A 20167-nucleotide genomic window follows, 5' to 3' on the forward strand; every position below is an offset into this window, starting at 1 on the left:
GCTGTGTATAAGAGACAGGTGCTGGTGCTGCGGGGCGGAGCCGGCTAGGCCGGGAAGTGCGCATCCTCCGGCTCCGGGTACTCGATGGGGAAGTCGCGGATGCCCCGCCGGTAGAGGTCGTTGGCGGCCGCGTTGAATCGGACGATCGAGGGCGGGTACTCCGCGCCGAGCAGGTACTCCTTGAGCTGCTCGCGGTAGGGCGCCATGACGTCCAGGCTCGGGTTCAGTGTCGCGTCGAGGGCCTCGGCCAGGCCGTTGCAGTCGCCGTCGAGGAGGTACGAGGCGTACGCGGTGCGCTGCTCGTTGCGGAACTCCTGGTCGGGCAGGCCCTCCAGGTTGAAGATCGCGTACGGCTTGCGGGTCGCCACGAAGTCGGAGACGACGCTCGACATGTCGCCGATCAGCAGGTCGGACTGGTTGAAGCAGTCGTACAGGGCGGGGATCCGCTCGGTCACCACGTGGTGCGCGGCGTCGGGGATGGCGCTCCAGTACAGGGCGCCGGCCTGGTTGCGGCTGCGCCGGATGCGTGCGGTCCGCTCCTCCTCGGTGAGGTCCGGGTACTTGGAGCGGACGCCGCGCTCGGAGAGGTCGGCGATGCGCTGGTCGATGCGGGCGAGCTTCTTGGCCGCGGTCTTGGAGTCGGTGATGTTGCGGCCGAAGCGCCGGGCGTTGTCCTCTTCGAGGAGGGCGATGACGCGGCGGTGCGCGGCGGCGGCCTCGGGGGAGCGGGAGCCGGTCAGCGGGTGCGGCTTGTAGATGATCCGGATCTCGCGCTCGTCGTCGAGCAGCGCCCGGATCAGCTTCTCGCCGGCCGGGATGACGGAGGTGTAGCAGGCGTCGTCGGTCCAGCCCTCCCAGGTGGGGGCGTAGACGACGGTCGGGATCTTCCCCGCGATCTTGCCGGTCCAGGGGCGCAGGGGCGCAAGCTGGGGGCGGCCGACCTCGACGATCTGGTGCGGGGTGACGGCGTGCTTGATGCGCTCGTAGCGGTCGCGGCCGGCCCGGCCGGCCACCCATATCTCGTCGAAGACCTTGCTGACGCGGTTGCTGCTGGCGAGCTTGTCACTGTCGCCGTGGCCGATGAAGACGTGCTTGACCTCGGCGCGCTGCAGCATGTGCACGTTCTTGCCCGCGTTGCCCGGGTAGAGGGCGACACGGAGCTCGTTCATCTCGATACGGGCGAGGTTGTCGGCTTTGGGCACGCAGATGACGGGAACGGGCGTCGCGTCGAGGTAGCGCAGGGTGGCCCGCTCGCGCAGCACGATGATGGGCCGCAGTTCGAGCGCCTCCAGGGCCTCCAGCCACATGTTCACCTGGTACATGAAGTCTTTGGAGATGGCGGCGAACGTGAAGTAGAGCGCGACCTGGGGCCGGTACGCGGAGAGCTGGTGGTTGAGCTCGTCGATGGCCTCGTCGGTGGTGGGCAGCTTGAGCGCGTTGCGCGCGTCCGGCACCAGCACCAGCAGGGAGAAGTAGGCGAGGAAGACCGTGATGATCATGCCGTACGTGACCCAGCGCCAGTCGTCCGTCGCGATGGTGGCCAGGGCTCCGGCGACCAGCGGGATGTCCAGGTGCAGGGTCTTGCGGACGTGCTTGTCCATCAGGAACGGGTGGGGCATGCGGCGGATGCCGAGGGCCTCCAGGTCCAGCCCGCGCGTGGTGAACGGCAGCTCGTTGCGCGACTTGCGGACGTGCTTGAGCAGGGCGCCGTACGCGAGCTGGAGGATGAACAGCAGCAGCAGGCCGATGGTGGTCATCTGCGCCACGAACGACTCGATGTCGGCCACGGCGCCGCACAGGCCCAGCAGCAGGAACTGCCGGATCAGGAAGCGCATGGTGAGGCCGAAGCGGGAGTCGCGCAGCTTCTCCAGGGTCGGCGACTCGGTGTTGTGGAGCATCAGGTCGGCGACGTAGCTGAGGGCCGCGCAGCCGGTGAAGAGAGGGAGGGAGACGAGCGCGACCGCGACCAGCATCCCGAGAAAGCTGAGGATGAGTCCAGAAGTGATCGCAACGCCGAGTGCGGCGCGCAGCCGCTTGGAGCCCATGGTGCGGTGCCTCCCCCATGGAGGTATAAGAGTCGCGTGAAGTGTCGCAGTAGTATAAGCAGCCTCATGGACGGCTCCAGGACATGCCGTGAATCGCAGGCCAATGATTACGGGCCCGTCGCGGAAATATGTGACGGTCATCCCTCCCGGCGGGCTCTCAGCCCGTGAACCGGTACACCGTCAGCTCGCGCCGGTCCTTCGCCTTCACGGAAAATCCGACGCACAAAGCCGCCTGTGAACCCGCCCGGCGCACCGCGATTCCCTCGGGTTCCCGATAGGGCAGATCCGGGGCCACCTTCACCTTGTGGCGGCCCTGCGCCCGGCCCGTGCGCACGTCGATTGCGGACACGTAGGTATTGCCGCCGGATTTCCGCGGATTGCGCCCGTTCTTTCCGGTATAGGGATTGCCGGTCAGTACATACACGAAGTCCCCGGACAGCGCGCAGCCCTGGAACCACTCCTCTTCCCTGACCTGTACGCCGGCCTTGATCGTCTGGGCCGGGGTGAAGCGCCCGGCCAGGAAATCCGCCATCCCGTACACCGAGAACCGGTGCTCGCCCGCCTCCTCGTGGCTCACCAGCACCCGCTCGCCGGCCAGGTCGAGCGCCGGGCAGACGGCGGTGGCCCCGGGCACCGGTTCGAAATGCCGCACGGAGTCGTCGGAGCTGTCCAGCACCGTGCCGTCCTTGAACGGCACGCGGACCACCGTCCGGCCGTAACCGTTCTTCGGATCGGCCCGGCCCTCCAGCCATATGTACGTACGCTGCCCCGTCGGCTCGACACCGAAGGAAATTCCGTGGCCGAAGCCGCGCAGATACATGTGCCCGAGCGTATTCCCGGAACTGTCCAGCCGGGTGAGGCACATATCTCCGGCCGACTTGCGGTCGTCGTATGCGACGGCCTCCTGCTCGTCGTCGAGCCGGATCCCGTCCTGGACCACCTGGAGGGTGTAGACCTGACCGTTGCTGTCGTCGAACGCGAACGACTGCGGGCCCGTCGTGTTGAACAGCGGCGCCGGGGCCAGCAGCTCCGCACCGGTGCGCAGGTCGAAATCGCCCACCTGCCGCGGGGTGGCGGCGTCTTCCCCGTCCCCGTCTCCGTCCCCGTACGGGTCGTCGTCGGGGCCGGGCCGCTGGGCCCAGGTCAGGCCGCCCGTGGCGAGCCCGGCTGCCGCCGCGCCGCCCGCGAACAACAGGGTCCGGCGGCTGAAAGGTCTCTTGCCATCCGCCATGGGCCTCATTCTGCCAGCCCGGGCGCCGGGCCCCGGAGGCGGCCCCGACGGCGATACGGCGGGGCCACGGCGGGGCCACGGCGGGGCACGGGTGCGGACGGACCCGGGACGCGGCCCCGCAAGCACCGGACGCCCGCCCCCGGCGGGGGACGGGCGTCCGCAGCACTCACCCGCCGTCAGGCGGGGTCCGCCGGTGTCAGGCCGGGACGCTCGCCAGGCCCGGGGCGAGGAACTTCTTGCCGTTCACGCGCTCCGAGACGCCCTCGCGGTCCAGGTACGGCGTGATGCCGCCCAGGTGGAAGGGCCAGCCGGCGCCCGTGATGAGGCAGAGGTCGATGTCCTGGGCCTCGGCCACGACACCCTCCTCCAGCATCAGGCCGATCTCCTGCGCCACCGCGTCCAGGACGCGCGTCCGCACCTGCTCCTCGGTCAGGACAGAGTCGCCCTGGACCAGGAGGGCGGCGACCTCGGGGTCCAGCTCCGGTCGGCCGGAGTCGTAGACGTAGAAGCCGCGCTTGCCGGCCTCGACGACCGCCTTCAGGTTCGGCGAGACCTTGAAGCGCTCCGGGAAGGCGCGGTTCAGTGTCTCGGAGACGTGCAGGCCGATGGCCGGGCCGACCAGCTCCAGCAGCACCAGCGGGGACATCGGCAGGCCGAGCGGCTCGATGGCCTTCTCCGCCGTGACGACCGGGGTGCCCTCGTCGATGACGTTCTGGATCTCGCCCATGAAGCGGGTCAGGATGCGGTTCACGACGAACGCCGGGGCGTCCTTGGTGAGGACCGCGGTCTTCTTCAGCTTCCGGGCGACACCGAAGGCCGTGGCCAGCGAGGCGTCGTCGGTCTTCTCGCCGCGGACGATCTCCAGCAGGGGGAGGATCGCGACCGGGTTGAAGAAGTGGAAGCCGACCACGCGCTCCGGGTGCCGCAGCTTGGAGGCCATCTCCGACACCGACAGCGAGGAGGTGTTGGTGGCGAGGATCGCGTGCGCCGGGGCGACCGCCTCGACCTCCGCGAAGACCTTCTGCTTGACGGACATCTCCTCGAACACGGCCTCGATGATGAAGTCCGCGTCCGCGAAGCCCTCGGCCTTGTCCAGGACGCCGGTCACCAGCGCCTTGAGGCGGTTGGCCTTGTCCTGGTTGATGCGGCCCTTGCCGAGCAGCTTCTCGATCTCGGCGTGGACGTAGCCCACACCCTTGTCGACGCGCTCCTGGTCGATGTCGGTGAGCACCACCGGCACCTCCAGGCGGCGCAGGAACAGCAGCGCCAGCTGCGAGGCCATCAGACCCGCGCCGACGACGCCGACCTTGGTGACCGGGCGGGCCAGGGACTTGTCCGGGGCGCCGGCCGGGCGCTTGGCGCGCTTCTGCACCAGGTTGAAGGCGTAGATGCCCGAGCGCAGCTCGCCGCCCATGATGAGGTCGGCCAGGGCCTGGTCCTCGGCGTCGAAGCCCTTCTGCAGGTCGCCGTCCTTGGACGCCTCGATGATGTCGAGGGCGCGGTACGCGGCCGGGGCCGCGCCGTGCACCTTGGCGTCGGCGATGAAGCGGCCCTTGGCGACGGCCTGGTCCCAGGCCTCGCCGCGGTCCACCTCGGGACGCTCGACCGTGACGTCGCCCTTGAGGACCTTGGCGGTCCACAGCAGCGACTGCTCCAGGAAGTCGGCGCCCTCGAACAGGGCGTCGGCGATGCCGAGCTCGAAGACCTGCTTGCCGCGCAGCTGCTTGTTCTGGTTCAGCGAGTTCTCGATGATCACCGAGACCGCCTTCTCCGCGCCGATCAGGTTCGGCAGGATGGTGCAGCCGCCCCAGCCCGGGACCAGGCCCAGGAAGACCTCGGGGAGGGAGAAGGCCGGCAGCGCCTTCGAGACGGTGCGGTAGGTGCAGTGCAGACCGACCTCGACACCGCCGCCCATGGCCGCGCCGTTGTAGTACGCGAAGGTGGGGACGGCCAGGCCGGCCAGGCGCTTGAAGACGTCGTGGCCGCCCTTGCCGATGGCCAGCGCCTCGTCGTGCGCCTTCAGCAGCTCGACGCCCTTGAGGTCGGCGCCGACCGCGAAGATGAACGGCTTGCCGGTGAGGCCGATGCCGGTGATCGAACCCTCGGCGGCCTCCTGCTCGACCTGGTCGATGGCGGCGTTCAGGTTTGCCAGCGACTGCGGGCCGAAGGTGGTCGGCTTGGTGTGGTCGAAGCCGTTGTCCAGCGTGATGAGCGCGAAGCGCCCGGCGCCGTACGGCAGGTCGAGGTGGCGGACGTGCGCCCGGGTGACGACCTCGTCGGGGAACAGCTCGGCCGCGCCCTTCAGGAGCTCAGCGGTGGTGCTCACTTGGAGTCTCCCTCGGTGTCGAAGTGCGGGTTCTCCCAGATGACCGTCGCGCCCATGCCGAAGCCCACGCACATGGTGGTCAGGCCGTAGCGGACGTGCGGCTGCTCCTCGAACTGGCGGGCCAGCTGCGTCATCAGACGGACACCGGAGGAGGCCAGCGGGTGGCCGAACGCGATGGCGCCGCCGTACTGGTTGACGCGGGCGTCGTCGTCGGCGATGCCGTAGTGCTCCAGGAAGGCGAGGACCTGGACCGCGAAGGCCTCGTTGATCTCGAACAGGCCGATGTCCTCGATGGACAGGCCGGCCTGGGCCAGGGCCTTCTCGGTGGCCGGGATCGGGCCGTAGCCCATGACCTCCGGCTCCACGCCCGCGAAGGCGTAGGAGACGAGGCGCATCTTGACCGGGAGGTTGTTCTCCCGGGCGAAGTCCTCGGACGCGATGATCGCGGCGGTGGCGCCGTCGTTCAGGCCGGCGGCGTTGCCCGCGGTGACCCGGCCGTGGGTACGGAACGGGGTCTTCAGGCCGGCCAGGTTCTCCAGCGTGGTGCCCGGACGCATCGGCTCGTCGGAGGTGACCAGGCCCCAGCCCGTCTCACCGACCTCCGCGTTGGTGTTGCGCACCGAGATCGGGACCAGGTCCTGCTGGATCTTGCCGTCGGCGTACGCCTTGGCGGCCTTCTCCTGCGAGCGCACGGCGTACTGGTCGGCGCGGAGCTTGGTGATCGTCGGGTACCGGTCGTGCAGGTTCTCGGCGGTCATGCCCATGAACAGGGCGGACTCGTCGACCAGCTTCTCGGAGACGAAGCGCGGGTTCGGGTCGACGCCCTCGCCCATCGGGTGGCGGCCCATGTGCTCGACACCGCCGGCGATGGCGACGTCGTACGCACCGAAGGCCACACCGCCCGCGACGGCGGTGACGGCGGTCAGCGCGCCGGCGCACATGCGGTCGATCGAGTAGCCCGGCACGGACTGGGGCAGGCCCGCGAGGATGCCGGCCGTGCGGCCGATGGTGAGGCCCTGGTCGCCGATCTGCGTGGTGGCGGCGATGGCCACCTCGTCGATCTTCTTGGCGTCCAGGTCCGGGTTGCGGCGCAGCAGCTCCCGGATCGCCTTCACGACGAGGTCGTCGGCGCGGGTCTCGTGGTAGATGCCCTTCGGGCCCGCCTTGCCGAACGGGGTGCGGACGCCGTCGACGAAGACGACGTCCCTGACGGTACGAGGCACGTTGGCTCTCCTCCAGGTGCGGGTGTGCACTGCTGCGCGGCGGGCGGCCCGTCACGAGGTGACTGAGCGCCCGCTCACCCGCCCATGCTACTTGCGAGTAACCGGTGTGCACACCCCCTCGCCGAGGAGCGGCGAAGCTCACACCGCGACGGGGGCTCCGGCCGGGGCGGGAACGGCCGGAACCGGGCCGTCCGACATGGTCGCGGCCATCGGCGCCGAGGAGCCGACCACGTCCGACAGGAAGGCGCGCCGCGAGACCCCCGCCTCCCGCAGGGCGGTCCCGTGATCCGCCGCCACCAGCAGCGCCGCCGCAGCCACCATGGCCCGCCAGCCCGTGGTCGCGGCCTTCCGGGCGGGCCGGGGCAGCCCGGCGAGGCCCTCGTGCAGGCGGCGGCAGTGGAACGGCACGTGCCGCTCCTCGTCGGCCAGGATCCTGGCCGCGACCTCGGAGGCCAGCGGATCGGCGGAGCCGTCGCGCAGGGCCCGGTAGTACCGCAGGGCGACGACCTCCGCGACCATCAGCACCATCAGTTCGACCCGCAGCCCCAGCAGGCGCCGCACCCGGACGAACGCCGCGTCGGTCCAGTGCCCGTCGAGGGTGTCGGCCCCGGCCGCCGACAGCAGCAGGGCCAGCAGGCGCGCGTGGTTCTGCTCCTCGGCGATGAACAGCCGCGCCGCGGCCGCGTACGCCGGGTCGCCCGCGCGGTCCGCCTTCGAGGCGAGGGCCGCACCGTCGCCGTCCTCGCCCACCTGGAACGTCCGGATGCTGCGCACCAGCGCCGGGGACAGTCGTGCGCCCCGCGCCCAGTCCGGGTCGCCGAGGGCGGCGCGGCGCTCCCGCTCCTCCTCGAAGTGGCGCACCCAGGCGCCGTATGCGCCGCCGTGCGCGCCGTGTTCGTTCTGCGTCTCGTCCTCGTTTTTGATCACGTTCAAGAAGCTAGTCGGCGTTGAGCGTGTTCAAAAGAGTCGGAACGTCATGGTCGGGTAACGGAATGTCATGGCCGCGCAACAGCGGGCGCGGTCGGCCGCGGACGCGAAGGAGCCCCCGGCGGCCGGGGGCTCCTTCGAAGGCGGCGTGGCGCGTCAGGCGGTCGCGGCCAGGGCGGTGACCAGGGCCGGGGTCACCTGTTCGATCTGCCAGGGGCGGGCGCCGTAGCCGGCCAGGGCCTCGGCCACCGTGTCCTGGCCGAGCCGCTTGGGCGGCTCCCAGCACAGCCGCCGCACGGTGTCCGGGGTGATCAGGTTCTCCTGGGGCAGGGCCAGCCGCTCGGCGAGCGCGGACACCGCCGAGCGGGCGGCCGACAGCCGGGCCGCGGCGGCCGGGTCCTTGTCGGCCCACGCGCGCGGCGGCGGCGGACCTGCGGGGCCGGCGCCCGGCTGCGGCAGCGCGGCCTCGGGCAGGGCCTTGGCCCGGTCCACGGCGGCCATCCACTGCTCCAGCTGGCGCCGGCCCATCCGCTGCCCGTACCCGGGCAGGGCCGCCAGCCCGTGCACGTTGCCCGGCAGGGCGAGCGCGGCCTCGACGATCGCGGCGTCGCTCAGCACCTTGCCCGGCGAGACGTCGCGCCGCTGCGCGATCCGGTCGCGGGACTCCCACAGCTCGCGTACGACGGCCATCTGCCGGCGGCGGCGCACCTTGTGCATGCCGGAGGTGCGGCGCCAGGGGTCCTTGCGCGGCGGGGCGGGCGGTGCGGCGGCGATGGCGTCGAACTCCTGCCGGGCCCACTCCAGCTTGCCCTGCCGGTCCAGCTCCTTCTCCAGTGCGTCGCGCAGGTCGACCAGCAGCTCGACGTCGAGCGCCGCGTAGCGCAGCCACGGCTCGGGGAGCGGACGGGTCGACCAGTCGACGGCGGAGTGGCCCTTCTCCAGGGCGTAGCCGAGCACGCTCTCGACCATCGCGCCCAGTCCCACGCGGGGGAAGCCGGCGAGACGGCCGGCGAGCTCGGTGTCGAACAGGGAGGTCGGGACCATGCCTATTTCGCGCAGGCACGGCAGGTCCTGGGTGGCGGCGTGCAGGATCCACTCGGTCCCGGACAGGGCCTCGCCCAGCGCGGACAGGTCCGGGCAGCCGACGGGGTCGATCAGCGCGGATCCCGCGCCCTCCCGGCGCAGCTGGACCAGGTAGGCGCGCTGGCCGTACCGGTATCCGGAAGCGCGTTCGGCATCGACCGCCACGGGTCCGGTGCCCGCGGCGAAGGCCGCGACCACCCGGGCGAGGGCGTCCTCGTCGGCGACCACCGGAGGGATGCCCTCGCGGGGTTCGAGCAAGGGAATCGGCGCCTTGTCGACGTCGTCCGGGGGGCCGCCCCCGGTGGTGGTGCGCAGGTCTGCTGCGGTCTCTTGGGCGTCGGTCACCGCTCAAGGGTATCCGCGGATGGGACGCGCCCGTCGCCGGAACGTTCCGGCGACGGGCGCGGTGGGGAAGAGCGGAGGTTTCTCCCGGGTTCCCGCGGAGGAAACCCGGTGCCGGCGGTACGTGGGGAGGCGGTCGCCGAAGGGTCGGTCGGGCGGCGGTGGCCGGAACGGGCGGACGGGTCCGGCGCATTCAGTGGATGATGCCGGTCCGCAGGGCGACGGCGACCATTCCGGCCCGGTCGCCGGTGCCCAGTTTGCGTGCGATCCGGGCGAGGTGGGACTTGACGGTCAGGGCGGACAGGCCCATCGAGACGCCGATGGCCTTGTTGGACTGGCCCTCGGCGACGAGGCGCAGGACCTCGACCTCGCGGCCGGAGAGCTCGCGGTAGCCGCCCGGGTGGCTCGGGGCACCCGGGGGGCGGCGGTGCATACGGGCGGCGGCGGCGCCGATGGGGGCGGCGCCGGGCCGGGTGGGCAGCCCGATGTTGGTCCGGGTGCCGGTGACGACGTAGCCCTTGACGCCGCCCGCGAGGGCGTTGCGCACGGCGCCGATGTCGTCGGCTGCGGACAGGGCGAGGCCGTTCGGCCAGCCCGCCGCGCGGGTCTCGGAGAGCAGGGTCAGGCCGGAGCCGTCCGGCAGGTGCACGTCGGCCACGCAGATGTCGCGCGGGCTGCCGATGCGGGGGCGGGCCTCCGCGATGGACGACGCCTCGATGACATCGCGTACTCCGAGGGCCCACAGATGGCGGGTCACGGTGGAACGGACGCGCGGGTCGGCCACGACGACCATGGCCGTCGGCTTGTTCGGGCGGTAGGCGACCAGGCTTGCGGGCTGCTCGAGAAGAACGGACACCTAGGCCTCCTGGGGGAGTGGCGGGACGGCCGGCTCGGGGAAGGGAAGCCGGTGCGAACCGTGCGGATGGTCACTGACTCCTCCTTCGGCACGTCACCCGCCCGGCTTTAGGGAATGATCACGATTTGGTGAGTAACAATTCGGGCAATTCGGACGCGCGATCGATCAGCGCGCGATCAGAAGCCCGCAACCTGTGCTGTGTTCCGGCACTCTGCGGGAGCCTTTCGATCAGCCGTTCCACGGACGGCCGCCCCGGGGAGTGGCCCGGGCGGTGACCGGGAGCGGCCCGAGGGCGGCCCCGGGCCGCCTGCGGGCCCGCCGCCACGCCGCGTACGGGCCCGCCGCCACGCCGCGTACGGGCCCGCCGCCACGCCGCGTACGGGCCCGCCGCCACGGCGCGTACCGGCCGGCCGCTACGGGTGGTGCGGACCGCGCCGCTGCGGCAGCGATACCACACCCGGCCCCGCCTCACCCGGACCGAGCGGCGGCAGCCCCGCCACCTGGCACAGCAGCTCGCACCAGGCCGCCAGGTGGCCCGAGGTGTCCGGCACTCCTCCCACACCCTCGCGCGGCGTCCACGAAGCCCTGATCTCGATCTGCGTGGCCGGCCGCCGCCCGGCGAGCCCGCCGAAGTAGTGCGAGCCCGCCATCGTCACAGTGCCGCTCGCCTCTCCGCACGACAGCCCGCGCGCCTCCAGCGCCCCCGTCAGCCACGACCAGCACACCTCCGGCAGCAGCGGGTCCGCGGCCATCTCCGGCTCCAGCTCCGCCCGGACCAGCGTCACCAGCCGAAACGTTCCGCGCCATGCCTCGTGCCCGGCCGGATCGTGCAGCAGGATCAGCCGTCCGTCGGCCAGGTCGTCCTCGCCCTCCACGACCGCCGCCTCCAGCGCGTGCGCGTACGGCGCCAGCCTCTGCGGCGGTCTCGCCGGGTCGATCTCGATCCCCGGCCGCAGGCGCGCCTTCGTCAGCCCCTCGACCGCCCGCCGGAACGGGAGCGGGACGGAGCTCTCCTTCCCGCTGTCCATACCGTCGGCACCATCTGAAAATCGTCCCTGAGCCGCAGCCATGCCCGGAAGACTAGGCGGAACGAGGGCCCGTGCGGCGCAGGGACACCCGCGCCGAGAGGGCCTCTTCGCCGTACGTGCGAAGATTTGCGGCGTGAGCGCCAACGACCGCCCGACGGGCCAGCCGAGTCAGACGTACGATTCCGCCTTCCTGAAGGCGTGCCGCCGTGAGCCGGTACCGCACACCCCGGTGTGGTTCATGCGTCAGGCCGGCCGCTCCCTGCCGGAGTACCGCAAGGTCCGCGAGGGCACCGCGATGCTCGAGTCGTGCATGCGCCCCGACCTGGTCACCGAGATCACCCTGCAGCCGGTGCGCCGCCACGGCGTCGACGCGGCGATCTTCTTCTCCGACATCGTCGTCCCCCTCAAGGCCATCGGCATCGACCTGGACATCAAGCCGGGCATCGGCCCCGTCGTCGCCCAGCCGATCCGGCGCCGCGAGGACCTCGCACAGCTGCGCGACCTCACCCCGGACGACGTCCCGTACGTCACCGAGGCGATCGGCATGCTCACGGGTGAACTGGGCTCCACGCCGTTGATCGGTTTCGCCGGCGCGCCTTTCACCCTCGCGAGCTACCTCGTCGAGGGCGGCCCGTCCCGCAACCACGAGCACACCAAGGCCCTCATGTACGGGGACCCGCAGCTGTGGGCGGACCTCCTCGACCGGCTCGCCGAGATCACCTCCGCCTTCCTGAAGGTCCAGATCGAGGCCGGCGTCTCGGCGGTCCAGCTCTTCGACTCCTGGGTCGGCGCCCTCGCCCCCGCTGACTACCGGCGCTCGGTGATGCCCGCCTCGGCGAAGGTCTTCGACTCCGTCGCCTCCTACGGCGTCCCGCGGATCCACTTCGGCGTGGGCACCGGCGAGCTGCTCGGCCTGATGGGCGAGGCAGGTGCGGACGTCGTCGGCGTCGACTGGCGGATCCCGCTGGACGAGGCGGCCCGCCGGGTCGGCCCCGGCAAGGCGCTGCAGGGCAACCTCGACCCCGCCGTGCTGTTCTCCACCACCGAGGCCGTCGAGACCAAGACGGACGAGGTCCTGGCGGCGGCGGCCGGGCTGGAGGGCCACGTCTTCAACCTGGGCCACGGGGTCCTGCCGACCACCGACCCGGAGGCCCTGACCCGCCTCGTGGACTACGTCCACACCAAGACGCAGCGCTAGCGCCGGCCGACGCCGCGGCCGCGGGGCCCGCGCCTCGGGCCGCGGTGCCGCCGCCGCGCGGAGCGGTTCCCCACCCCGCCCCTTCCCGACACCGTGGGCTCCGCCCCCGGATCCCCGCGCCTCGAACGCCGGCGGGGCCGGAAGACCCGGCCCGCGCGGCGTTCGAGCGCACCGGCCGCGGAGCGCCCGCTTCCGGGAAGGGCGGCCGGGCCTACGCCCCCGCGGCGCGGACCGCGGAGACGGCCTTGCGGGCGGCCACCAGGACGGGGTCCCAGACCGGGGAGAACGGCGGGGCGTAGCCCAGGTCCAGGGCGACGACCTGTTCCACCGTCATCCCGGCCGTGAGCGCGACCGCCGCGATGTCCACCCGCTTCGCGGATCCCGCCCCGCCGACGATCTGCACACCCAGCAGCCGGCCCGTGCGGCGCTCGGCCAGCACCTTGACCGTCATGCCGGCGGCCGTCGGGTAGTAGCCCGCCGTGGTCGTGGAGCTGATCGTCGCCGTGACGAAGCGCAGGCCGGCGTCGAGCGCGTCCCGTTCCCTCAGCCCCGTACGGGCGATCTCCAGGTCGCACACCTTGCTCACCGCCGTGCCGACGACCCCGGGGAACGTGGCGTAGCCGCCGCCGACACCGGAGCCGATCACCTGGCCGTGCTTGTTGGCGTGCGTGCCGAGCGGGACGTGCCGGTGACGGCCCGCCACCAGGTCGAGGACCTCCACGCAGTCGCCGCCGGCCCAGACGTCGTCGTGGCCGCGGACCCGCATCGACAGGTCCGTCAGCAGGCCGCCCGAGGTGCCCAGCGGCAGTCCCGCCGCCCGGGCCAGGGCGGTGCGGGGCTCGACGCCGATGCCGAGGACCACCACGTCCGCCGGGTACTCGTCGCCGCCCGCTGTGGCCACCGCTCGGGCCCGGCCCTCCTCGTCGGTGAGGACCTTCACCACCTCGGCGCCCGCGACCGTGGTGATGCCCATGCGGTTCATGGCGCTGTGCACCAGGCCGCCCATGTCCGGGTCCAGGGTGGCCATGGGCTGGGCTCCGCGGTGCAGGACCGTGACCTCGTAGCCCCGGTGGACCAGGGCCTCCGCCATCTCCACGCCGATGTAGCCCGCGCCGACGACGACCGCCCGGCGGCCCGGCGTGCGCTCCAGGGTGTCCATCAGCCGCTGGCCGTCGTCCAGGGTCTGCACGCCGTGCACACCGTGCGCCCCGATCCCGGGCAGCCGGGGCCGGACCGGGCGGGCGCCCGTCGCCAGGACGAGCTTGTCGTAGCCCGTCCAGGACTCGGCCCCCGAGTCGAGGTCGCGGGCCCGGACCCGGTTCCCGGCGAGGTCGAGCTCGACGACCTCGGTCCGGGTGCGCAGGTCGATGTGCCGGGCGCGGTGCTCCTCCGGGGTCCGGGCGATCAGGTCGCCGCGCTCGGGGACCTGGCCGCCGATCCAGTACGGGATCCCGCACGCGGAGTACGAGGTGAAGTGCCCGCGCTCGAAGGCGACGATCTCCAGTTCCTCCGGGCCCTTCAGCCGCCGCGCCTGCGACGCGGCGGACATCCCCGCCGCGTCACCGCCGATCACCACGAGTCGTTCCGCTGCCATCGTCCGCACCGTCCTCCGCCGCCGTTCCTGGGGAACACGCTACGGGCGTACGGGTGTTCAGTCCGGAACCGGGGGCCATTTGCGTCGGGTCCGGCTCCGGGGCCGAGGGCGGCGTCGGCGCCGGGCCCGGGATCGTGCGCGCGGTCCCCGGCGTGGACCCCGTACTCGGCTTCTTCGGGCGCAGCCGCCGGTACACCCGGAACGCCAGCACGCCGAGCGCCGCCGTCACCGCGAACGGCAGCACCACGGCCACCGCCAGCACCACGTACCGCAGGACCGTCGTGAAGGCGTGCCAGCCGCCCTCCAGGGCGCCCGTGACGGACGGCGGTGCGTCCTTCTTTTCCTCACCCGGCCTGCCGGCCGCGGGCTCCGAAACCTCGACCGTGATCGTGCTCATCGAGGTCTGGTCCCGCAGCGCGTTCTGCTGGGCCAGCAGCGCCTCCAGGTCCGACTGGCGCTTGCCGAGCTCGCCCTCCAGCATGACCACGTCGCCGAGCGCGGTGGCCTTCTCCATCATCTCCCGCACCCGCGCCACGCTCGCCTGCTGCGACATGACCCGGCTGTCGACGTCCGCGACCTTCTCGGTGACGTCCTGCGCCTCCACCTTCCGGTGGAGCAGCTTGCCGCTGCCCTCCAGGGCGCCGATCACGGAGTCGAAGCGGTCCGAGGGCACGCGCAGGGTCAGGGTGGACCTGATCATGCCGTGCTCGCCGCGCCGGGTGGACTCGTTCCCCACGTACCCGCCCGCGCCCTCCGCCGCCGTACGGGCCGCCGCCAGCACCTTCGGGGCGTCCGCCGTCTCGATGCCGAGGCTCGCGGTCCGGATGACGTGCGGGCGGACCGCCGCCGGCGCCTTCGGGCTCCCGGGCGCGCCCTGCGCCGGTGCCGGTGCCGGTGCCGGTGCCGCCGCACCCGCGCCCGCCTCGCCGCCCTGGGCCGGGGCCTGCGGGGCCACCGCCGCCTTGTCCGCCGAGGCTGCGCGGGAGCCGTCGTTCCCGGCGCCGCATCCGGTGAGCGCGAGCGCCGCCGCCAGGCCGAGGCCGGCCAGCGCCGCGGTGCTGCGCCCTGCGCGTGAACGGCCTCCGGCGCGAGGGCCGTCGGGGTTTCCGGGGCTGTTCCGAGTCTGCACTGCTGTCCCCCCAAGGTTCGGGCTGCCGCTGTCCCGTTTCGACGTCCACGGTCGCCGCTCGGGTTTCGCTCCCGCGGTCCCGGGACGGTCCCGATGCGGTCACGGTCAGGCCTCGGCGATCGGCCGGTGATCGGTCTGAGACGATGTGTCCATGCACGAAGCGGACATGCATACGGACGCGGCGCACGGCGGTACGGACGGGACGGACCCGGCGGCGCCCCGGGCCCGCCACGCCGTCGTCATCGGCGGCGGCATCGCAGGCCTCGCGGCGGCCCACCGGCTGCTCGGCGCGGGCATCGGCGTCACGCTGCTGGAGGCCGGGCCGCGCCTGGGCGGCAAGCTGTACGCCGGCGAGATCGCCGGCGCCCCCGTCGACCTCGGCGCCGAATCCGTCCTGGCCCGCCGTCCCGAGGCCCTGGAGCTGGCCCGGGCCGTCGGCCTCGGCGAGGCACTGCAGCCGCCGGCCACCACCGCCGCCCACCTGTGGACCCGGGGCGCGCTGCGGCCCATGCCGCGCGGCCACGTCATGGGCGTCCCCGGCGACCTGGCGCCGCTCGCCGAGTCCGGGGTGCTCTCAGCGGAGGGCCTCGCCCGGATAGAGGCCGAGCGCGACCTGCCGCCCGCCGAGATCGGCGAGGACGTCGCCGTCGGCGCGTACGTGGCGGCCCGCCTCGGCCGCGAGGTCGTCGACCGGCTCGTCGAACCCCTCCTGGGCGGGGTCTACGCCGGCGACGCCTACCGCCTGTCGATGCGTGCCGCCGTGCCCCAGCTGTTCGAGGCCGCCCGGTCGCACCCCTCGCTCGGCGAGGCCGTACGGGAGCTGCAGCGCAGGGCCGCGGAGCAGCCGCAGCAGGCCGGACCCGTCTTCTCCGGCATCGAAGGCGGCATCGGGCGGCTCCCGCGGGCCGTGGCCGACGCCTGCCGGGCGGCCGGGGCCCGGATCAGTACCGACACGCCCGTGCGCGGGCTCCGGCGTACCCCCGAGGGGTGGCAGGTCGTCACCGACACCGGCACGGTGGCCGCCGACGCCGTCGTGCTGGCCGTCCCGGCCGAGCCGGCCGCCCGGCTGCTGGACGGGCTCGCCCCCGCCGCGGCCGCCGAGCTGCGCACCGTCGAGTACGCGTCGATGGCCCTGGTCACCATGGCGTTCCGGCGCTCCGAGCTGCCCGCCGTGATCACCGACGGCCGCGCCAGCGGCTTCCTCGTGCCGCCCGTCGACGGGCGGACCATCAAGGCGTCCACCTTCTCCAGCAGCAAGTGGTCCTGGGCCGGCGCCGACCCCGACCTCTTCCTGCTGCGCACCTCCGTCGGCCGCTACGCCGACGAGGCCGACCTGCGCCGGGACGACTCCGAGCTGGTCGACGTGTCGCTGCGGGACCTCGGCGAGGCCGTCGGCCTCGCCGCCCGCCCGGTGGCCTCCACCGTCACCCGCTGGGACGGGGGCCTGCCCCAGTACCCGGTCGGCCACCTCGCCCGGGTGGACCGGATCCGCACCGCCGTCGCGGCCCTGCCCGGCCTCGCCGTCTGCGGCGCCCTGTACGACGGCGTCGGCATCCCGGCGTGCATCGCGAGCGCCGGGAAGGCCGCCGACGTGGTGATTGCCACGTTGGGGACCCCTGGCACCGACCACTGATCAGCGCACGGGACAATGGACGCATGACTGCACCAGAGAAGATTCCCAACGCGGGGAAGAAGGCGAAGGACCTCAACGAGGTCATCCGCTACACCCTGTGGTCCGTCTTCAAGCTGAAGGATGTGCTCCCCGAGGACCGCTCCGGCTACGCCGACGAGGTCCAGGAGCTCTTCGACCAGCTCGCCGCCAAGGACATCACCGTGCGCGGCACCTATGACGTCTCCGGTCTGCGCGCGGACGCGGACGTCATGGTCTGGTGGCACGCGGAGACGGCCGACGAGCTGCAGACCGCGTACAACCTGTTCCGCCGCACCAAGCTGGGCCGTGCGCTGGAGCCGGTGTGGTCGAACATGGCCCTGCACCGCCCGGCCGAGTTCAACAAGTCGCACATCCCGGCCTTCCTGGCCGACGAGGTCGCCCGCGACTACGTCAGCGTCTACCCCTTCGTGCGCAGCTACGACTGGTACCTGCTGCCCGACGAGGACCGCCGCCGCATGCTCGCCGACCACGGCAAGATGGCCCGCGGCTTCCCGGACGTCCGCGCCAACACGGTCGCCTCCTTCTCGCTGGGCGACTACGAGTGGCTGCTGGCCTTCGAGGCCGACGAGCTGTACCGCATCGTCGACCTCATGCGCCACCTGCGTGCCTCCGAGGCCCGTATGCACGTCCGTGAAGAGGTTCCGTTCTTCACCGGGCGCCGCAAGTCCGTCGCCGATCTGGTGGCCGGGCTCGCCTGAAACCTCCCCAGGGGGGAACGGCCGGAGGACTGACCTCCTCCGGCGGATCGGGAGGCCCTGCCCCCGAAACGACGCAGCCGGAGATCCCGCCCCGGAAGTTCAGACGGCCGGTGGCAGCAGAGCCCTGGGTACCCCGGGTACCCTGCCGGGCTCTGCTGCCCGGTTGTCCAGCGACACCGGTGCGGGCTCCGGATGCGGCGCACACCTGACCCGCCACCCCGCAGTGGCCCCCGTCAGCAGATACCGCTCCACGTGCCCGTCCACGCACGCGTTGCGGCCGCCGACCACCCCGTGGGCGCCGGCCCCCGCCTCCGTGACCAGCGACGCCCGTCGGCCGAGCCGCCGCTGGAGCTCCAGTGCCCCCGGGTACGGTGTCGCCCCGTCCCGCTCCGCCGCGACCACCAGCGTGCCGGGGAGCGCGGCCCGCTGCTCGCCCACCGCCGCCGGCTGCTGCCGCTCGCGGACCGGCCAGTACGCGCACGGCAGGTTCAGGAAGGCGTTCGCCCACGTCTCGAAGGGCGCCCGGCGCGCCGCCTCCGTGTTGTCGCGGTCCCAGACCGCCCAGTCCGCCGGCCAGGGCGCGTCGTTGCACAGCACCGCCGTGTACACGGCCCGGGCGTTCTCCCGTGCGGCAGCCGCGCCCGGCTCCGGGTCCGGCCGGGCCTGCTCGGTCAGCGGCCCCGGGTTCCCCGCCAGGAACGCCGACAGCGCCGCCGCCCGCTCCGGCCACACCTCGTCGTAGTACGCGGCCTGCAGGAACGCCGACTGGAGCTCCCCCGACCCGACGACCCCGCCCGCCGGGGCGCGCTCGACCGCGTCCCGCACCTTCTCGTAGCTCGCCTGCACGGCCTCCGGGGTGCCGCCGAGCCCGTACACGGCGTGGTGGCGGGCCGCCCAGGCCCGGAAGTCGTGCCAGCGGCGCTCGAAACCGGCCGCCTGGTCGAGGTTGTTGAGGTACCAGATGCGGCGCGGGTCGGGGTTCACGGCGGAGTCGAGGACCATCCGGCGGACGTGGCCCGGGTGGCGGGTGGCGTACACCGCGCCCAGGTAGGTGCCGTACGAGGCCCCCATGAAGGTCAGCTTCGGCTCGCCGAGCGCGGCCCGCAGGACGTGCAGGTCGCGGACGTTGTCCAGGGTCGAGTAGTACGGCAGCGCCGCCCCCGACCGCTGCGCGCAGCCGCGGGCGTAGGCCCGGGCGGCCGGGTCCTCGCAGGACAGCGGGGCCGCGCCGCCCACGCCGCGCGGGGCGTAGCCGACGAGGTCGTAGGCGGCGCCGATGCGCTCCCACTCGGGCAGGCCGGCGACGAGCGGGAAGAACAGCCCGGAGGCGCCGGGGCCGCCGGGGTTGTACACGAGCGCGCCCTGCCGGGCGGCCCCGCCGCGGCCGGTGGCGGGGACCCTGCTGACGGTGAGCCGGATCTGCGGGCCGCCGGGGCGGGCGTAGTCGAGGGGGACGGCGAGGCTCGCGCACCGGATGGGGGAGGGCAGTTCCTCGGCCTCCGGGCACGGCCCGAAGACCAGCCCGCCGCCGGCCGGCCGCCGGGCCATCCGCCGGGCCACGGCCTCGGCCCCGGCGTCCGCGGCGGCGACCCGGCGGGCTGCGCCCCCGTCCGGAGGGGTGGCCGCCCGGGCCGGGGCCGGGCTGCCCAGGACGAGGCAGAGCAGGGCCGCGGCGGTGGCGGTGGCGGTGGCTGTGGCGTGGCGGCGGTCGGGCAGGGTCGTCCTCACGGTCCTCATGGTCCTCACGGCGGGCCGCCCTCCATCTCCTCGGATCATCCGATGAGATGCGCCGGGCAGGTGCTTGTACAAGGACCACCGCCGGGGTGTCGCCCGCCCGCCCCCCGATCGAGGGAGCGTGAGGCGTGAGGCGTGAGGCGTGAGGCGTGAGGCGTGAGGCGTCAGGCGCCAGGCGCCAGGCGCCAGGCATCAAGAACTGCTGCTACTGCTGCAACTGGACCCCGACGAGCTGCTGCAACTGGACCCCGACGAGCTGCTGCAGCTGGAACCGGACGAGCCGGCGCAACTCGACCCACTGCCGGCACTGCCACTGCTGCCGCCACAGCCGGACCCGCCGGCGTCGCTGCTCGCGCACCAGACGACCGGCACCGCATCCGGGGCGGAGGACCCGCACCCGTCGTCCGAACCGGAGCGGCGGGGGCTGCCGGCCGCACCCGAGTCGGCGAGCCTGGACCGGTGTTGGGCCGCGGCCAGCCGGGTGTCCCGGGCCGCCGGGACCAGCAGGGACCGCACGTACGGGTCCTGCAGTCCGAGCAGCCCGAACAGGGCGGTCCGCACCTGAGGGCTGCCGTCGCCCCCGTACAGGGCCCGCATCCCGCGCAGGGCCTGCTGCCCCGCCGGGGTGATGCGCCGCTTGGCCCGCGACGCGCAGACGAGGCCCACGACGATGCCGATGACCAGGGCGGTCGGGTACAAGCCGAGGACGACCGATCCGCCGGAGCCGGAGCCCACCGCGGCCTCGAAGAGGAACATCGGCACCGACAGGAACAGCAGGGCCGCGCACACGGCCGCCTGGACGGTGCCCCAGCGCCGCCACCTGCGCCCCCAGCCGGGCGGGGCGAGCAGCCCGCGGTGGGCCAGCGCGTCCCCGGTTTCCTGGACCGCGGGGTCGATCATGGCGGCGTACCGCACCTGGTACAGCCAACCGGACGGGGCCTGCGCGTACGCCCGGAGCACAGCGCGCTCGGCGGGGTCGGCGGCCCGGGCCCCGGGCAGGACCTGGACGATGCCGGGCCCGCCGGCGGCCATCCGGCCGTCGGAGAGGAGGGAGACGAGCGCGGTGTCCACGACCCCGCCC

Annotated in this window: 15 protein-coding genes; 3 read left to right on the forward strand and 12 right to left on the reverse strand. The window is 73.3% G+C overall.

The window, feature by feature from the left end:
* Positions 1-44: 44 nt before the first annotated feature.
* The 8 genes from HYE82_RS19320 to HYE82_RS19355 all read right to left on the reverse strand — a co-directional run bounded on the left by HYE82_RS19320 (position 45) and on the right by HYE82_RS19355 (position 11103).
* The gene (locus tag HYE82_RS19320; protein ID WP_179175356.1) at positions 45-2045 is read right to left on the reverse strand and encodes a hypothetical protein; all 2001 of its coding nucleotides are present in this window, start codon (positions 2043-2045) and stop codon (positions 45-47) included.
* Positions 2046-2202: 157 nt separating this feature from the next.
* Complete coding sequence (locus HYE82_RS19325; RefSeq protein ID WP_179175357.1) at positions 2203-3105, reverse strand: signaling protein; 903 nt, start codon at positions 3103-3105, stop codon at positions 2203-2205.
* Between the two features lie 367 nt (positions 3106-3472).
* Positions 3473-5602, reverse strand: a complete 2130-nt coding sequence (locus HYE82_RS19330) for a 3-hydroxyacyl-CoA dehydrogenase NAD-binding domain-containing protein (RefSeq protein ID WP_179175358.1) — start codon at positions 5600-5602, stop codon at positions 3473-3475.
* Positions 5599-6825 carry an acetyl-CoA C-acyltransferase gene (locus HYE82_RS19335; protein WP_179175359.1) on the reverse strand — a complete coding sequence of 409 codons (1227 nt, stop codon included), beginning with the start codon at positions 6823-6825 and terminating at the stop codon, positions 5599-5601. Before HYE82_RS19335 ends, HYE82_RS19330 begins: the two co-directional genes overlap by 4 nt.
* Positions 6826-6963: 138 nt before the next feature.
* Positions 6964-7749: a hypothetical protein gene (locus HYE82_RS19340; RefSeq protein ID WP_179175369.1), complete on the reverse strand. Its 786-nt coding sequence runs from the start codon at positions 7747-7749 to the stop codon at positions 6964-6966.
* A gap of 159 nt (positions 7750-7908) precedes the next feature.
* Positions 7909-9180 carry a ribonuclease D gene (locus tag HYE82_RS19345; protein ID WP_179175360.1) on the reverse strand — a complete coding sequence of 424 codons (1272 nt, stop codon included), beginning with the start codon at positions 9178-9180 and terminating at the stop codon, positions 7909-7911.
* A gap of 190 nt (positions 9181-9370) precedes the next feature.
* Positions 9371-10033 (reverse strand): response regulator transcription factor, encoded by a 663-nt coding sequence (locus tag HYE82_RS19350; protein WP_179175361.1) that lies wholly within the window; start codon positions 10031-10033, stop codon positions 9371-9373.
* 413 nt (positions 10034-10446) lie between these two features.
* Positions 10447-11103 carry a DUF3000 domain-containing protein gene (locus HYE82_RS19355; protein WP_179175362.1) on the reverse strand — a complete coding sequence of 219 codons (657 nt, stop codon included), beginning with the start codon at positions 11101-11103 and terminating at the stop codon, positions 10447-10449.
* Between the two features lie 91 nt (positions 11104-11194).
* Here HYE82_RS19355 and hemE point away from each other — a divergent pair, with 91 nt between their 5' ends.
* Entirely contained in the window at positions 11195-12259 is a 1065-nt protein-coding gene (gene hemE / locus HYE82_RS19360) for a uroporphyrinogen decarboxylase (protein WP_179175363.1), read from the forward strand.
* A 211-nt stretch (positions 12260-12470) separates the two neighbouring features.
* On the opposite strand, the gene HYE82_RS19365 is transcribed toward hemE, so the two are convergent.
* Together HYE82_RS19365 and HYE82_RS19370 are read right to left on the reverse strand one after the other, a co-directional pair.
* Positions 12471-13853: an FAD-dependent oxidoreductase gene (locus tag HYE82_RS19365; protein WP_179175364.1), complete on the reverse strand. Its 1383-nt coding sequence runs from the start codon at positions 13851-13853 to the stop codon at positions 12471-12473.
* Positions 13819-14982: a DUF4349 domain-containing protein gene (locus HYE82_RS19370; protein WP_179175365.1), complete on the reverse strand. Its 1164-nt coding sequence runs from the start codon at positions 14980-14982 to the stop codon at positions 13819-13821. The genes HYE82_RS19365 and HYE82_RS19370 overlap by 35 nt, the downstream gene beginning before the upstream one ends.
* A 166-nt stretch (positions 14983-15148) precedes the next feature.
* Here HYE82_RS19370 and hemG point away from each other — a divergent pair, with 166 nt between their 5' ends.
* Both hemG and hemQ read left to right on the forward strand, forming a co-directional pair.
* Positions 15149-16615, forward strand: a complete 1467-nt coding sequence (gene hemG, locus HYE82_RS19375; protein WP_179175370.1) for a protoporphyrinogen oxidase — start codon at positions 15149-15151, stop codon at positions 16613-16615.
* A 23-nt stretch (positions 16616-16638) separates the two neighbouring features.
* Positions 16639-17352, forward strand: coding sequence for a hydrogen peroxide-dependent heme synthase (hemQ, locus tag HYE82_RS19380; protein WP_179175366.1), 714 nt, complete (start codon positions 16639-16641; stop codon positions 17350-17352).
* A 99-nt stretch (positions 17353-17451) separates the two neighbouring features.
* Here the strand turns inward: hemQ and HYE82_RS19385 are convergent, their stop codons facing one another.
* Complete coding sequence (locus tag HYE82_RS19385) at positions 17452-19080, reverse strand: alpha/beta fold hydrolase (protein WP_309144380.1); 1629 nt, start codon at positions 19078-19080, stop codon at positions 17452-17454.
* Between the two features lie 198 nt (positions 19081-19278).
* The coding region (locus tag HYE82_RS19390) for a TIGR04222 domain-containing membrane protein (RefSeq protein WP_179175368.1) at positions 19279-20167 on the reverse strand (889 nt) is incomplete at its 5' end.

Origin of the sequence: Streptomyces sp. BR123, from assembly GCF_013401435.1 — a bacterium.
Classification (GTDB): Bacteria; Actinomycetota; Actinomycetes; order Streptomycetales; family Streptomycetaceae; genus Streptomyces.